This is a genomic window from Paractinoplanes tereljensis, from assembly GCF_016862435.1.
In the GTDB taxonomy this organism is placed as follows: domain Bacteria; phylum Actinomycetota; class Actinomycetes; order Mycobacteriales; family Micromonosporaceae; genus Actinoplanes; species Actinoplanes tereljensis.
In genome coordinates, this window is record NZ_BOMY01000033.1 from 142315 (window position 1) to 157193 (window position 14879).

At 70.1% G+C, this 14879-nt stretch carries 12 protein-coding genes; 7 read left to right on the forward strand and 5 right to left on the reverse strand.

Features of this window, described 5'->3' with window-relative positions; all coding sequences use genetic code 11:
* Positions 1 to 37 precede the first annotated feature (37 nt).
* From araA to Ate02nite_RS23450, 4 genes are read right to left on the reverse strand one after another with little or no spacing between them, the layout of a single operon-like run.
* Positions 38 to 1546: an L-arabinose isomerase gene (gene araA / locus Ate02nite_RS23435; protein ID WP_203809055.1), complete on the reverse strand. Its 1509-nt coding sequence runs from the start codon at positions 1544 to 1546 to the stop codon at positions 38 to 40.
* A gap of 8 nt (positions 1547 to 1554) precedes the next feature.
* Complete coding sequence (gene araD, locus Ate02nite_RS23440; protein WP_203809057.1) at positions 1555 to 2238, reverse strand: L-ribulose-5-phosphate 4-epimerase AraD; 684 nt, start codon at positions 2236 to 2238, stop codon at positions 1555 to 1557.
* Positions 2235 to 3878: a ribulokinase gene (araB, locus tag Ate02nite_RS23445; RefSeq protein WP_203809059.1), complete on the reverse strand. Its 1644-nt coding sequence runs from the start codon at positions 3876 to 3878 to the stop codon at positions 2235 to 2237. Before araB ends, araD begins: the two co-directional genes overlap by 4 nt.
* A complete protein-coding gene (locus tag Ate02nite_RS23450) occupies positions 3875 to 4873 on the reverse strand; it encodes a LacI family DNA-binding transcriptional regulator (protein ID WP_203809646.1) in 999 nt (332 codons plus the stop codon). Before Ate02nite_RS23450 ends, araB begins: the two co-directional genes overlap by 4 nt.
* A 113-nt stretch (positions 4874 to 4986) precedes the next feature.
* On the opposite strand from Ate02nite_RS23450, the gene Ate02nite_RS23455 reads away from it, so the two are divergent.
* The 6 genes from Ate02nite_RS23455 (at position 4987) to Ate02nite_RS23480 (ending at position 11131) form a co-directional block, all read left to right on the forward strand.
* Positions 4987 to 5493: a hypothetical protein gene (locus tag Ate02nite_RS23455; protein ID WP_203809061.1), complete on the forward strand. Its 507-nt coding sequence runs from the start codon at positions 4987 to 4989 to the stop codon at positions 5491 to 5493.
* Positions 5494 to 5675: 182 nt separating this feature from the next.
* Entirely contained in the window at positions 5676 to 6635 is a 960-nt protein-coding gene (locus tag Ate02nite_RS23460) for an ABC transporter substrate-binding protein (RefSeq protein WP_203809648.1), read from the forward strand.
* 68 nt (positions 6636 to 6703) lie between these two features.
* Entirely contained in the window at positions 6704 to 8230 is a 1527-nt protein-coding gene (locus Ate02nite_RS23465) for a sugar ABC transporter ATP-binding protein (RefSeq protein ID WP_203809063.1), read from the forward strand.
* The gene (locus Ate02nite_RS23470; RefSeq protein ID WP_203809065.1) at positions 8227 to 9246 is read left to right on the forward strand and encodes an ABC transporter permease; all 1020 of its coding nucleotides are present in this window, start codon (positions 8227 to 8229) and stop codon (positions 9244 to 9246) included. Before Ate02nite_RS23465 ends, Ate02nite_RS23470 begins: the two co-directional genes overlap by 4 nt.
* Positions 9243 to 10265 (forward strand): galactofuranose ABC transporter, permease protein YjfF, encoded by a 1023-nt coding sequence (yjfF, locus tag Ate02nite_RS23475; RefSeq protein ID WP_203809067.1) that lies wholly within the window; start codon positions 9243 to 9245, stop codon positions 10263 to 10265. The genes Ate02nite_RS23470 and yjfF overlap by 4 nt, the downstream gene beginning before the upstream one ends.
* Before the next feature lie 41 nt (positions 10266 to 10306).
* Positions 10307 to 11131: an NAD-dependent epimerase/dehydratase family protein gene (locus Ate02nite_RS23480; RefSeq protein WP_203809069.1), complete on the forward strand. Its 825-nt coding sequence runs from the start codon at positions 10307 to 10309 to the stop codon at positions 11129 to 11131.
* Positions 11132 to 11190: 59 nt separating this feature from the next.
* Here the strand turns inward: Ate02nite_RS23480 and Ate02nite_RS23485 are convergent, their stop codons facing one another.
* A complete protein-coding gene (locus tag Ate02nite_RS23485; RefSeq protein ID WP_203809071.1) occupies positions 11191 to 12045 on the reverse strand; it encodes an alpha/beta hydrolase family protein in 855 nt (284 codons plus the stop codon).
* A 142-nt stretch (positions 12046 to 12187) separates the two neighbouring features.
* Between Ate02nite_RS23485 and Ate02nite_RS23490 the strand changes: the two genes are divergently transcribed.
* Positions 12188 to 14869 (forward strand): helix-turn-helix transcriptional regulator, encoded by a 2682-nt coding sequence (locus Ate02nite_RS23490; protein ID WP_203809073.1) that lies wholly within the window; start codon positions 12188 to 12190, stop codon positions 14867 to 14869.
* Positions 14870 to 14879: the final 10 nt, after the last annotated feature.

Below are 14879 nucleotides of genomic sequence, written 5' to 3' on the forward strand. Positions count from 1 at the left end.
AACCCCCGCATCCGCCTGTTGCGGGCAGGATATCGCGTCACCGCAGTCCGCCCGCCAGCAGCTGATACGCGGCGTTCCACTTCAGCTCTCGGCGGATTGATCTCGGGGTGCTTGATTCATCGATCAAGACCAATTCGGTACGGGTCAGCTCGGCGAACTGGTCGACGGTCTCGATGTCGAGCGACGTGGAGAGCACGGTGTGGTGCGGACCGCCCGCCATCAGCCAGCATTCGGCGGAAGTAGCCAGGTCGGGGTGGGGTTCCCAGACCGCGCAGGCGACCGGCAGGGCGGTCAGTTCGGCATCCGGTTCGACCACGTCGATGACGTTTCCGACGAGTCGGAAACGGTCGCCCATGTCACAGATTCCGACCACGACGCCCGGGCCCGGCGCGGCCGAGAACTTCAGCCGTACGGGGTCCTCGCGGCCGCCGATGCCGAGCGGGTGGATCTCCAGTCGCGGCTTCTGGCCGGCGATCGACGGGCACACCTCGAGCATGTGCGCGCCGAGGATCCGCTGCGGGCCGGGGCCCAGGTGGTAGGTGTAGTCCTCCATGAAGCTGGTGCCGCCGGGCAGGCCGTGCCCGGCCGCCTTCAGCGTGGCGAGCAGCATCGAGGTCTTCCAGTCGCCCTCGCCGCCGAAGCCGTACCCGTCGGCCATCAACCGCTGGACCGCGAGCCCGGGCAGCTGCCGCAGCCCGCCGAGGTCCTCGAAGTTGGTGGTGAACGCCCCGAAACCGCCGTCGGTCAGGAAGGTCCGGAGGCCGGCCTCGATCCGGGCGCCGTAGCGCAGCGACTCGCGCCGCTCCTCATGCAGCGCCGGCACGACGTCGTAGGCCTCGAAGTACTCCTCGACCAGATCGTCGATGGCCTTCTCGGAAACAGAATCAACAACCTTGACAAGATCATTCACGCCGTACGTGTTGACCGAGACCCCGAAGTGCCGCTCGGCCTCCACCTTGTCGCCCTCGGTGACCGCCACGTCCCGCATGTTGTCGCCGAACCGGGCCAGCCGCAGGTTGCGCATCGTCGCCACCGCGATCGCGGCCCGCGCCCAGGACCCCACCCGCTCGGCCGTGCGCGGCTCGGACGCGTGCCCGGCCACCGTGGTGCGGGCGACGCCGAGCCGGGTCTGCACGTACCCGAACTCGCGGTCGCCGTGCGCGGCCTGGTTCAGGTTCATGAAGTCCATGTCGATGGTCGCCCACGGCAGTTCCCGGTGTGCCTGGGTGTGCAGGTGCAGCAGCGGCTTGCGCAGCGCCTCCAGCCCGCTGATCCACATCTTGGCCGGCGAGAACGTGTGCATCCAGGCGATCACCCCGATGCAGTGGTCATCGGCGTTGGCCGCGATCATCGTGGCCCGGATGCCGGCCGCGTCGGTGAGCACCGGCCGCCAGACGATCGGCACCGGGATGGCCGGCGAGCCGTCGAGTTGGGCGAGCACCTGCTGCGACTGGGCGGCCACCTGGGCGAGCGTGTCCTCGCCGTACAGGCCCTGGCTCCCGGTGAGGAACCAGATCTCGCGGCCGTCGAAAGGGTTCATGCTCATCCTGCCTCTTAAACGTTGCCGTAGTAGCTGTCGGGGCCGTGCTTGCGCGTGTAGTGGCGGCGGATCAGGTGCTCGGGCGGTTCGGCGGCGGGGTTGAGCGCGAGGGTGTGGATCGCCATCCGGGCCACCTCCTCGCAGACGACCGCCGTCTCGAGCGACTTGGTGGCGTTCGCGCCCCAGGTGAACGGGCCGTGGCTGGCCACCAGCGCGGCCGGCACCGAGGCCGCGTCGCCGTCCAGGACGTCGAGGATGACCAGCCCGGTGTTGCGCTCGTACTCGCTCTCGCACTCGGCCGGGGTCAGGTCGCGGGTGACCGGGATCGGGCCGTTGAAGTTGTCGGCGTGCGTGGTGCCGAGGACCGGGATGTCCCGGTGGGCCTGGGCGAACGCGACGGCGTGCGTGGAGTGCGTGTGGGTGATCCCGCCGATCTCCGGGAACGCCTGGTAGAGCAGCCGGTGAGTCTCGCTGTCGACCGAGGGCTTGAGCCGGCTGCCGACCACCCGGCCGGTCTCGATCTCCACCGTGACCAGGTCTTCCTCGGTCAGCCGGGCGTAGGGCACACCGGACGGCTTGATCACGTAGACGCCGGCGCCACGGTCGACGCCGCTGACGTTGCCCCAGGTGAGGGTGGCGAGCCCTTCCTTCGGGATCCGCAGATTGGCCTCCAGGACCTCGCGGAGCAGATCCCTCATCGGAGCGCCTCCCGGCGGATCTTGCGGAGGCGACGCATGACGTCGTTGCCGTGCCGGCCGAAGTAGTCGACCAGGGTTCGGTATTCGGCGTAGAGCGCGTCATAGCGGTCGGCATCGTCGGAGCTGGGCGTCCAGGCGCCGTGGACGACCCGGCCCATCGCCGCGGCGGCGGCGCGGATGTCCGGGTAGGCGCCGGCCGCGACCGCGGCGTGCAGGGCCGAGCCGAGGGCCGGTCCCTGCTCGGAGTCGAGCAGGCTGATCGGCATCCGGGTGACGTCGGCGTAGATCTGCATGAGGAACGGGTTCTTCTGCAGACCGCCGGTGACGATGAGTTCGTTGACCTCGACGCCGGACGCCCGGAACGTCTCGATGATCAGCCGGGTGCCGTAAGCGGTGGCCTCGACCAGCGCCCGATATTGATCCTCGGGCTTGGTGGCCAGGGTCTGCCCGATGATCACGCCGGACAGTTCGTGGTCGACCAGGGGGGAGCGGTTGCCGGAGTGCCAGTCGAGGGCGATCAGCCCGTGCGCGCCGACCGGCTGCTGCGACGCCAGTTCACTGAGGTAACCGTGCAGATCGCCCTCAGCTTTAGAAAGGTAGGAAGCCGGCACCGCGTTGTCGACGAACCAGCCGAAGATGTCCCCGACACCCGACTGCCCGGCCTCGTAACCCCACAAGCCGGGGACGATGCCGCCCTCGACCACCCCGCACATGCCGGGCACCTCACGCAGCACGTCCGAGCTCATCACGTGACACGTCGACGTCCCCATGATGGCAACCAGCTGACCGGGTTCGACCGCCTGCGCGGCGGGGGCGGACACGTGCGCGTCCACGTTGCCCACCGCGACGACGACCCCGGTGTGCAGGCCCATCCACTCGGCGGCTTCGGCGGTGAGCGTGCCGGCCGCCTGCCCGAGTTGACCGATTGGGGCATCGAGCCGCGTCTCGGCGAAGTCGGCGAAGGAGGGATTCAGTTCGGCCAGGTAAGCGGGGGAGGGGTACACCCCGTCCACGAACTGTCCCTTGTAACCGGCCGTGCAGGCGTTACGCAGGTAGACCCCGGTCATCCGCCAGACGATCCAGTCGGCCGCCTCGACCCAGTACCGGGTGGCCGCCCACACCTCCGGGTCCTCCTCGAGAACCTGCAGCGCCTTCGCGAACTCCCACTCCGAGCTGATCAGTCCGCCGTACCGCCGCAGCCAGGTCTCCCCGCGCTTGGCCGCCAGGTCGGTGATGCGGTCGGCCTGCGGCTGGGCCGCGTGGTGTTTCCACAGCTTGAGGTAGGCGTGCGGCCGATCGGCGAACTCCGGCAGCTCGCTCAGCGGCGTGCCGTCCGCGAGGGTCGGCAACACCGTGCAGGCGGTGAAGTCGGTGGCCAGCCCGATGACGTCGGCGCCGTCGACCCCGGCCGCCCGCAGCGCCTCCGGCACCGCGTGGCGAAGAACATCGAGGTAATCCTGCGGCACCTGCAGGGCCCAGTCCGGGGGCAACAGCCGGGCGGTTTCCCCCGGCAGGTGCGTTTCCAGGACCCCATGGGCGTACGGGTGGACAGCCGACCCGAGCTCAGCGCCGTCGCTGACCCGGACCACGACGGCCCGGCCGGACAGCGTTCCGTAGTCGACGCCGATGACGTACGTCATGAGGGTTTCCTTTCCGGTGCCGCGACCGTGTCGCGGGGGATGAGGAGCGGCTCGACCAGCGCGGACTCGGCCGACTTGACGCCGGTGGCGAGCTGGTCGAGCAGCAGCCGCAGCGCCTGGCGGCCCACGTCGCCGAACTCCTGGCGGATCGTGGTCAGCGCCGGGTGGAAGTACCCGGCCTCGGGCACGTCGTCGAAGCCGATGATGCTGACGTCGTCCGGGACGCGGCGGCCCTGCTCGGTGATGGCGCGCATGATGCCGAGCGCCACGTGGTCGTTGGCCGCGAAGATCGCGGTGCAGTCCGGGATCCGGGCCAGCATCCGCCCGCACTGGTAACCGGAGGCGGCCGACCAGCCGGCCCGGGCCATCGGCGGGGCGACCGCGCCGACCTCGGCCAGCGCGGCCCGCCAGCCGTCCTCGCGGGCCCGGCTGCCGTGCCACTGTTCCGGCCCGGCCACGTGCCAGACCGTGCGGTGGCCGGCCTCGAGCAGATGCCGGGTGGCGAGCAGGCCACCGGTGTACTGGTCGACCGAGACGTTGGCGACCTGCCATTCGGGCAGGCCGTCCACGGTGACGATCGGAATGCCCTCCGGGACCAGGCGCATCGCCTCGGCGGCGGCGTCCACCGGCGCTATGAAGACCAGACCGGCCGCGCCCTGCTGGACCAGCCGCTCGACGATCCGGCGGGAGGCGGCGGTGGCGTCGTACCCGGCCACGTGCCCGACGGTCAGCGACAGGTCGGCGCCGAGCGCGGCCTCACCGATCGCCTGCACCATGCTGGACGGTCCGTACAGCGTGGTGTTCTGGGCGACCACGCCGATCACGTTGGACCGGCCGGTGGCCAGCACCCGGGCCGACAGGTTGCGCCGGTAACCGAGCTCGGCGATGGCCGCGAGGACCCGGGTGCGCGTGGTCGCGGACACGTGCGGGTGCCCGTTGAGCACCCGGGAGACGGTCTGGTGCGAGACGCCGGCGCGGGCCGCGACGTCGGACATGACGGGCCCGCGGTGCGGCGGGAAGGCCGCGCTCATGGTCCATCTCGTCGGTCACGGCGTAGACGGGCCTTCATCGGCTGTCCCCTTTTGGCGGGCGAAATGTGAACGCAAACATGCTTGGCACCTCGACGCGCTGTCAAGGGTCGACTACACCGCCGTTATCTGTTCGTGACATTCATCGGGTCGCGGGTTTACCTGCGAAAACCACGTTTGAGGAGGTGATCGGCGGTGTCGGTGCTGTAACGGGAGCATTTCCGGTACGTGATCTTGAACTGGGCCGGATAGCCAACTCTGTTAACGATCTCAAGGGGTTGATGGTGCTCGATCTCTTGAGTAACGCGCAGGTTGCCGGGAGTGTGCCGATATCGTTGCTCGTCGCTGCCATGATCACCGAAAATTTTCGATCACCCGCCGCGCAGCTGGCTCGCGCGGGCGGACCGTCCATCATGGTGGCCGCGTATCAGCAGGTCCGGGCTGTTGGCGCTCACAGCCGGGCGAATCGGAAGGCGTCTTGCCCGACCATCTCCTGCTGGGAGCCATCGATGCAATCTTCCGGTAACAAAGAGCGATCACCTCTTGACTCGCCTGTTGAGAACGGTAACACTCGCGAAACGCAGTAACCGGAGGCGCCTTCGGGCCCCGGGTTGCATACGGCGGTGGAGACCGGTCTCCACCACCGGCTGGTCCCCTTTTAAAACTGACGCATGCGCGGGCACCTCTCCCTGTTAACGTTCACAACCCCGCGCATGGGCTCCAGGTCCGCTTGAAGGAGGAAGTAGTGCTCAAGAGACTGTCTGTTGCGATGGTCGGTGCCGTGCTGCTCAGTTCGGCTCTGGCCGGCTGTGGCGGCGGTGACGACTCGTCAAGTGGCTCCGGCTCCGATGACAAGATCGTCCTCGGCTTCTCCCAGGTCGGCGCGGAAAGCGGCTGGCGTACCGCCAACACCAAGTCCATCCAGGACTCGGCCAAGGCGGCCGGCATCGAGCTGAAGTTCGCTGACGCGCAGGGCAAGCAGGAGAACCAGATCACGGCGATCCGGTCCTTCATCACCCAGAAGGTCGACGTCATCGCCTTCTCGCCGGTCGTCACCTCCGGCTGGGACGCGGTGCTCAAGGAGGCCAAGGACGCCGGCATCCCGGTGATCCTGACCGACCGCTCGGTCGACTCGCAGGACACCTCGCTGTACGTGTCGTTCCTCGGCTCGGACTTCGTCGAGGAGGGCAAGAAGGCCGGCCAGTGGCTGGTCGACCAGTACAAGGGCAAGACCGGCACGGTCAACATCGTCGAGCTGCAGGGCACCACGGGTGCGGCGCCGGCCATCGACCGCCAGAAGGGCTTCGCCGACACCATCGCGTCGGACCCGAACCTCAAGGTCGTGAAGAGCCAGACCGGTGACTTCACGCGGGCGCAGGGCAAGACTGTCATGGAGACCTTCCTGCAGTCGACGCCGAAGATCGACGTGCTGTACGCGCACAACGACGACATGGGTCTCGGCGCCATCGAGGCGATCGAGGCGGCCGGCAAGAAGCCGGGAACCGACATCAAGATCATCACGGTCGACGCGGTCAAGGACGGCATGACCGCCCTGTCCGAGGGCAAGATCAACTACATCGTGGAGTGCAGCCCGCTCCTCGGCCCACAGCTGATGGACATCGTCAAGCAGGTCAAGAGCGGCGGCACCCCGGAGAAGCGGATCCTCACCAAGGAGACGACCTTCACCCAGGAGCAGGCCAAGACCGAGCTCCCGAACCGTCAGTACTGATCTTCTGTTCGTACGGCCGGCCCCGGATCATCCCGGGGCCGGCCCGCGGGGCGTGAAACGGAGCACGAATGGGCGAGCCCTCCCCGGTTCTCGAGATGACCGGCATCCGCAAAGTCTTTCCCGGCGTCGTCGCACTCGACGGCGTCGATTTCCGGCTGCTTCCGGGTGAGATCCACGCCCTGATGGGCGAGAACGGCGCCGGGAAGTCCACCCTCATCAAGGTGCTGACCGGCGTGTACGACATCGACGGCGGCCAGATCACGCTCGGCGGCGAGCAGGTCGACTTCACCGGCCCGCTGCAGTCGCAGAAGGCCGGGGTCAGCACCGTCTACCAAGAGGTCAACCTCTGCACCAACCTGACGGTCGCCGAGAACATCTTCATCGGCCGCGAGCCCCGCAAGTTCGGCCGCATCCAGTGGGGACTGATGCGCAAGCGGGCCGCCGAGCTGCTGGCCCGGCTCGACCTGAACATCGACGTGTCGGCGACGCTCGACACGTACTCCCTGGCCATCCAGCAGATGGTGGCGATCGCGCGCGCCGTGGACGTCTCGGCCCGGGTGCTCATCCTGGACGAGCCGACCTCCAGCCTGGACGCCTCCGAGGTGGCCCAGCTGTTCACCATCATGCGCCGGCTCAAGGACGACGGGGTGGCGATCCTGTTCGTCTCGCACTTCCTCGACCAGGTCTACGAGATCTCCGACCGGCTGACCGTGCTGCGCAACGGCCAGCTCATCGGCGAGTACAAAACCGCCGACCTGCCCCAGGTCCAGCTGGTCGAGAAGATGATCGGCAAGGAACTCGCGGTGCTCGAGGACCTCGAGGACAAGTCGCAGCGGATCCGGGCCAAGACCGCCGACGCCGCGCCGATCCTCGCCGCCACCGGGCTCGGCCGCACCGGCGCCATCTCACCGTTCGACCTCACCATCCACCAGGGTGAAGTGGTCGGGTTGGCGGGACTGCTGGGCTCCGGCCGTACCGAATTGGCGCGGTTGCTGTTCGGCGCGGACCGCGCCGACAGCGGCAGCCTGCAGATCGACGGCAAGGACGTGACCCTGCGCAGTCCGCAGGCCGCGATGAAGCGGGGGATCGCGTTCTCCTCGGAGAACCGCCGCACCGAAGGCATCCTCGGCGAGCTCAGCGTGCGGGAGAACATCATCCTCGCGCTGCAGGCCAGCCGGGGCTGGACCAGGCCGATCCCGCGCCGCAAGCAGGACGAGATCGTCGACAAGTACATCAAGGCGCTGCAGATCCGGCCGGCCGACCCGGAACGCGAGGTGCGCAACCTCTCCGGCGGCAACCAGCAGAAGGTGCTGCTCGCGCGGTGGCTGATCACCGAGCCGCGGCTGCTGATCATCGACGAACCGACCCGGGGCATCGACGTCGGCGCCAAGGCGGAGATCCAGAAGCTGGTCGCCGAGCTGTCCGACGGCGGGATGGCGGTGCTGTTCGTCAGCGCCGAGCTCGAGGAGGTCCTCCGGCTCAGCCACAAGATCGAGGTGCTCCGCGACCGCCGGCTGGTCGAGGAACTCGAGAACACCGAAGGCGTCGACGCCGACCGCATCATGCAGACCATCGCCAGCGGAGCAACGCAATGACCATCATCAAGCATCGCCTTTTCTGGCCCAGCGTCATCCTGGTGGCCCTGCTGGTCGTCAACATGTTCACCGCCAACCAGTTCATCACCGTCCGCGACGGGCACCTGTTCGGCGTGCTGCCGGACATCCTGCGCGGCAGCGCGCCGCTGCTGCTGGTGGCGCTGGGCATGACCCTGGTGATCGCCACCGGCGGCATCGACCTGTCGGTCGGTGCGGTGATGGCGATCTCCGGCGCGGTGGCCTGCCTGCTGATCAAGGACCTCGGCAACCAGAACGCCGTCGGGTCGGTACTGCTGATCATGGCGGTCGCGATCGGTGCCTCGCTGCTGCTCGGGTTGTGGAACGGCACGCTGGTCGCGGTGGTCGGCATTCAGCCGATCATCGCCACCCTGATCCTGATGGTGGCCGGCCGCGGGGTGGCCCAGCTGGTCACCGACGGTCAGATCATCAACGTGCAGTCCAGCCCGTACGCGGCCATCGCCACCGGCCACTTCCTGTCGGTGCCGATCGCCTTCCTGATCGCGATCGCGGCCGTCGTGCTGACCGTGCTGCTGACCCGGCGCACCGCGCTCGGCCTGCTGCTCGAGTCGGTCGGCGGCAGCCCGACCGCCAGCCGGCTGGCCGGCATCCGGGCCCGGCGGATCACCATCATGGTGTACGTGGTCTCCGGCGGCCTGGCCGGTCTGGCCGGCCTGATCTACAGCGCCAACATCAAGAGCGCGGACAGCATCTCGGCCGGTAATCTGATCGAGCTCGATGCCATCCTGGCCGTGGTGATCGGCGGGACCGCCCTGATCGGCGGCCGGTTCTCCATCGCCGGCACGGTCATCGGCGCGATCCTCATCCAGGCCCTGCAGGTCACCGTGGTGGCCGTCGGCGTGCCGAGCAAGGCCACGCTGCTGTTCAAGGCCGTGATCGTGGTGGCGCTGTGCCTGTCCCAGTCCACGACGTTCCGGCAGAAGGTATTCGGGCGCTTCAAGTCGCGTCCCGCCGTTACCGCGGAGGTGCCCGCGTGACCACGATCGACGCAACGCCGGCGACGAACAAGACACCGTCGCCGACCAATCCGCGCCGGCGGGTCTACCTGCCGAACACCAAGTACATCCCGATCCTGGCGACGCTCACGCTGCTGCTGATCATGTACTTCACCGGGGTGGCCAACTACGAGAACTTCGGCCAGCCCAGCGTCGTGGTCAACCTGTTCCGCGACAACGCCGTACTGATCGTGGTCGCGGTCGGGATGACCTTCGTGATCATCACCGGCGGCATCGACCTGTCGGTCGGCGCCGTCATCTCGATGACCACGACGCTGACCGCCACCCTGCTGCAGGCCGGTTGGCCGCCGCTGGTCGTGCTGCCGGCGGTGCTGCTGCTCGGTTCGCTGCTCGGCATGGGCATGGGCGCGGTGATCCACTACTTCAAGGTGGAGCCGTTCATCGCCACCCTGGCCGGCCTGTTCCTGGCCCGTGGCATCGCGCTGTTCATCAACCAGAGCTCGATCCCGATCCGGGACAAGCTCTGGAAGGCGATGTCCGAGTACCGCATCGTGCTGGCCGACGGGGTGGTCACCAAGATCACCTCGGTCACCGCGGTCGTCGTGGTGCTGATCGCCGCGGCGGTGCTGGCCTGGACGAGGTTCGGCCGCAACGTCTACGCGATCGGCGGCAACGCCGACTCGGCGCTGCTGATGGGCCTGCCGGTAGGCCGTACGAAGATCGCGGTCTACACCCTCAGCGGTTTCTGCGCGGCGCTGGGCGGCGTGCTGTTCAGCATCAACTCCACCTCGGGCTGGGCGCTGCAGGGCCAGGGCCTGGAGCTGGACGCGATCGCCGCCTGCGTGATCGGCGGCGTGCTGCTGACCGGCGGCTCCGGGTACGTCTTCGGTTCCCTGCTGGGCGTGATGGTCTACGGCCTGATCCAGACCATCATCACCTTCCAGGGCGACCTGAACGCGGCCTGGACCCGCATCATCGTCGGCCTGCTGCTGTTCGGCTTCATCGTCCTGCAGCGGGTGGTGACCCGAAGAGCCAGATGATCTATCCTCGTGAAGGAAACGGCGTTTCCTAGGGGGATACGATGCGGTTCGTGATCGTCGGCTGCGGCAACGTAGGCATGGAGTTGGCCCGCCGCTGGACCGCAGCCGGCCACCGCGTCACCGGCACCACCACGACCCCCGCGCGGGTCGGCGAGGTGGCCGCCGTGTGCACGACGGTGGCCGTGCTGCGTGGCAGCGACCGTGAGACCCTGGCCCGCACGGTGGCCGGTGCCGACGCGGTGGTCCTCACGGTGAGCCCGCGGATCGCCAGGGCCTTCGACGCCGGTTCCCGCACGGCGGAATACGCGACCACCCTGACCGCCACCGCGAAGACCGCCGCGAGCGTCCATCCCCGGGTGATCTTCACCAGCTCGATCTCGGTGTACGGCGCCGGCGCCGCCGACCCGGTCGAGGAGTCCACCCCGCTGACCGGCGACCCCGACGCGTCCCCGCGCAACTTCATCGCGGCCGAGCGCGCGGTCCTGGCCACCCCGCGCGGCGCGGTCCTGCGCATCCCCGACGTGTACGGCCATCCCCGCGACATCGACTATCCCAGCCGGGTGCGAATGGCCCACGAGCTGCTGGGCGGCAGTGTCCCGTTCGACGGCAGCGCCCTGCTGCACCGCATCGACTACCGGGATGCCGCCGCGGCCCTCGACTTCATCGTGGCCCGGAACCTGATAGGCGCCTACAACGCCGTACCCGACGGGTCCGTCCCACCCACCAACCGCGAGGTCTTCGCCGGCATCTGCGCCGACTCAGGCTGGCCCGAACTGTCCTACCGAGGCGAGATCGCCACCCCACGGGTCCCGGTCAGCTCAGCCAAACTGCGCGCCGCCGGCTTCACCTTCGCCCACGCCGCCTGACCCTTCAAGGTAGTGCCCGGCCGGGGCTGTCCGGCCGGGTACCACCGGAGCGGGTCAGGTCAGGGGCAGGTGCTGCGGTAGTCGGACGGGGTGGTGCCGGTCGGGCCGGGGCAGATGAACTGGTCGTAGCGGGTGTCGTTGTCGACGAAGCGCTTCAGCCAGGCCACCGCCAGCCGGCCGGTCAGGGTGTTTACCGTCTGCGGGAAGAAGTGGCTGGCGCCGCGCAGCTCCAGGTACGCCTTCTCGGACGCGGCCGGGATCGTGTTGTAGAACGGGATGGAGTGGCTGGCCACCGGCGCGATGGTGTCCGACTGGCCGCCGATGATCAGGGTGGGGACCCGGTCGTCGGACCAGGACTTGTCGCTGTTCCACGGGGCCAGCGGGACCGCCGCCTGCAGGGACGGGCGGTCCTTGGCGGCCTCCAGGCTGCCGCCGCCGCCCATCGAGTGGCCGGCCACCGCCAGCCGTGACGCGTCGACCCGGGTGCGCACCGAGCTCTGCCTGGTCAGGTAGTCCAGGGCGGCCAGCAGCTGGTCGCCGCGCGAGGCCGGCTGGTCGAGCAGGGAGTTGGTCTCGATGCCGATCACCACGAAACCGTGCGAGGCGATCCGCGGGCCGAGCCAGTCGATGCTGGACCAGGTGGCGGTGAAGCCGGGGGAGATGGCGACCGCGCCGAACGTACCGTCGGCGGTGCTTGTCGGGTAGTAGATGACGCCGCCACCGAAGCCGGTGACCAGCGACGAGACGTTCGTCTGCGAGACGGCGTAGGGGCCGCGGGTGGCGTCCAGGGCGGACGTGGTGGGGGCCGGGCCACGTTCGTAGGGGTTGTCGGCGGCGTAGGCGATCGCGGTGGGGGCCACCGCCAGGAGTACGGCGGCGGCCACAGCGGCCAGGAAGCGGCGGATGGGGTTCATGGCCGCCAGTGTTTGGGGCCAGTTGTTGTCTAGGCATCGGTGAAATCACCAGTGCTGGCAACAAGTGGGTAATGGCAGGGAAATATTCGTCAGGCGAAAAGTCCCTTCTCTCCGGGTCTGCCGGTCGGTAAGACTGCGGGGCATGGTTGATGCACGGGTGGTGCAAGAACCGGTCCTGTTCGGTCGGTCCGAGCTGGTGGACAGTGGATCGGCGGTGCTGCTGCGAGGTGGCGGCCTGGTCTACCTCGGTTCGCCGGGGATGGGCCGCAGCTCGCTGCTGCGGGCGGTGGCCGGTCACGCCGGGACGGTGCTCGCGGCGCCCGGCCTGGCCGACGAGTCGGAAATGTCGTACGCGGGGCTGCAGCGGTTGTTCGAGCCGGTGCTGGGCGACCTGCCGGTCGGCCGGCATGCCGGGTTCCTCCGGGCGATGGCCGGCCGGGCGCCCGGCGACTGCCGGCTGCAGATCGGGATGTCAGTGGCCGTCCTGCTGCGGGCCGCGGCGGCCCGCCGGGGCCCGGTGCTCTGCCTGATCGACGACGCCGACCTCCTCGACTTCCCGTCCTGGCAGCTGATCAAGCTGGCGATGCGCCGGCTCGCGGGCACCCCGGTGACGCTGCTCGCCTCCGCGGTGGACTCACCGATCGGCCGCGAGGTGGCGTCGGGCCTGATGGTCCGGCCGGTGGGGCCGCTCGACGACCGGGCCGCGCACGCGCTGCTCCGGCACGTGGTGCCGGACGTCGCCGAAGAGGTAGCCACCGGAATCCTCGAACTGGCGGCCGGAAACCCCGGGGTGCTGGTCGAGCTGGGCGAGGCACTGACGCCGGAACAGCGGCGGGGCTACGCGCCACCGCCCACCAGCCTGCCCTCGTCGAGCGCCCTCGGCCACCGCCTCCGCTCCGCCGTGGCGGCCCTGCCGCCCGCAACCCAGGCCATGCTGCTCCTGGCCGCAGCGCCGCCCCAGGCCGGCATAGCCGACCTGGCCTGCGCGCCGTCCACCCGGCCCGGCCGGGAGACGGACGGGCTGGCCGATCTCGAACCGGCGGAGCGGGCCGGGCTCGTCGAAGTGCTGGAGGCGGGGGTTGTGTTTCGGCCGCCGGTGCTGCGGACGGTGATCTATCAGGACGCCCCGATCGGGCGCCGCCGGCAGGCCCACCTGATGCTTGCCCGGATTCTCGCGGCCCGCGGCCGCCGCCTGCCGGCTCTGCTGCATCGCGCCGCCGTCGCGGCGGCGCCCGACGACGATCTTGCCCGCGAGCTGAGCGAAGTCGCGGTGGGTGCGGCGCCGGCGGAGGCTGCGCTTGCTTTGCGGTACGCGGCGGAGCTCGCCGCCGACCCGGCCGTCCCGCTGCTCGGCGCGGCCCGGTCCGCGTGGGCGGCGGGACGCCCGCAGGACGCGGTGCCGTTGCTGCGCCGGATCGCCCGGACCTCGGCGCCGGCCGGGGTACGGGCCCGCGCCCGGAGTCTGGTCGCCGAACTGAGCCTGCGCGGTGCGCCCCTCTCGGCCCGCGACACCCTGCTGGACGTGGCCGCCGAGTTGCTCCCCACCGACTTCCCGGGAGCCCTCGACGCACTGCTGCTGGCCGGCGAGGCGTGCGGCCGAGCCGGCGACCCGGGCCGTTTCACCGCGCTGGCCCGCCAGGCCGAGGCCCGGGCCGGGGCTCAGGCTGAGCTGGAGGTTGGCGGGGAGCTGGCGTTGCAGCAGGTTGCCGGGCTCGCTGACCTGATGTCCGGTGCCGACGACGAAGCGTTCGCCCACTTCCGGGCGGTGCTGCACCTGGCGCCCGGCGTCGACGATCCGAAGCTGCTGATTCCGGCCGCGATGGCCGGTGTCCTGATCGGACAGGACCGGCGCGGCGCCGAGATCGCCACCCGGGCGGCCGCGCTGGCCCGCGCGGCGGGAGTGCATGCGCTGGTGCCGGCGGCGTTGGAGGCCGCCGCGTACGCCCAATTGGCCGCCGGTAACTATGCGGCCGCGGCCGACACCGCCCTTGATGGCGCGGCCGCGGCCCGGCGGGCCGCCCGTCTGGATCTCGCCGACACCCACGTCGCGCTGCTCGCCGTGCTGGCCGCCCTGGTCGGCGACCGGCCCACCACCGAGCGCCGGGCCGCCGACGCCACCGCCCGGCACGACGAGGCCCGCGACCTCACGGACTGGGCCTACGCCCTGCTCGACCTGGTCGAAGGCCGTCCGGCCGACGCCGCCACCCGGCTGGCCGCGATCGTCGCGGCGCCACCCGGCCGGGGCTCGGCGGTGCTGCGGGTCGCGGTGATTCCGCACCTGGTCGAGGCGGCCGGCACCGCGGCGCCGCCGCTGCAGGCGTTCGACGCCTGGGCGGGCCGCACCGGCGAGCCGTCCTGGCTGGCGCTTCGCGCCCGCTGCCGGGCCCTGCGAACCACCGACGGCGACGCCGCCGACGACCATTTCCGGGAGGCGCTGCGCCGCCATCATCATGGTTTCGCGCGGGCCCACACCGAGCTGCTGTACGGCAGTCACCTGCGCCGCCGCCGTCGCCACCTGGAGGCCCGCGACCACCTGCGCCAGGCCGCGGAAACGTTCCACCGGCTGGACGCGGCGCCGTGGGCGGTGCAGGCCACCCGCGAGCTGCGAGCGGCCGGCGACCGGGTCCCGGCGATGACCGCGTCGCCGCTCACGGCTCAGCAGGAACGCATCGCCGGCCTGGTCGCCGACGGCGCGACGAACCGCGAGGTGGCCCAGCAACTGCACCTGAGCCCCCGCACGGTCGACCACCACCTGCGCAACGTCTTCGCCCGCCTCGGCGTCCGCTCCCGAACGGAACTCGCCCGCCTGCTGGCCGCAGGCTGACCAACAAAGC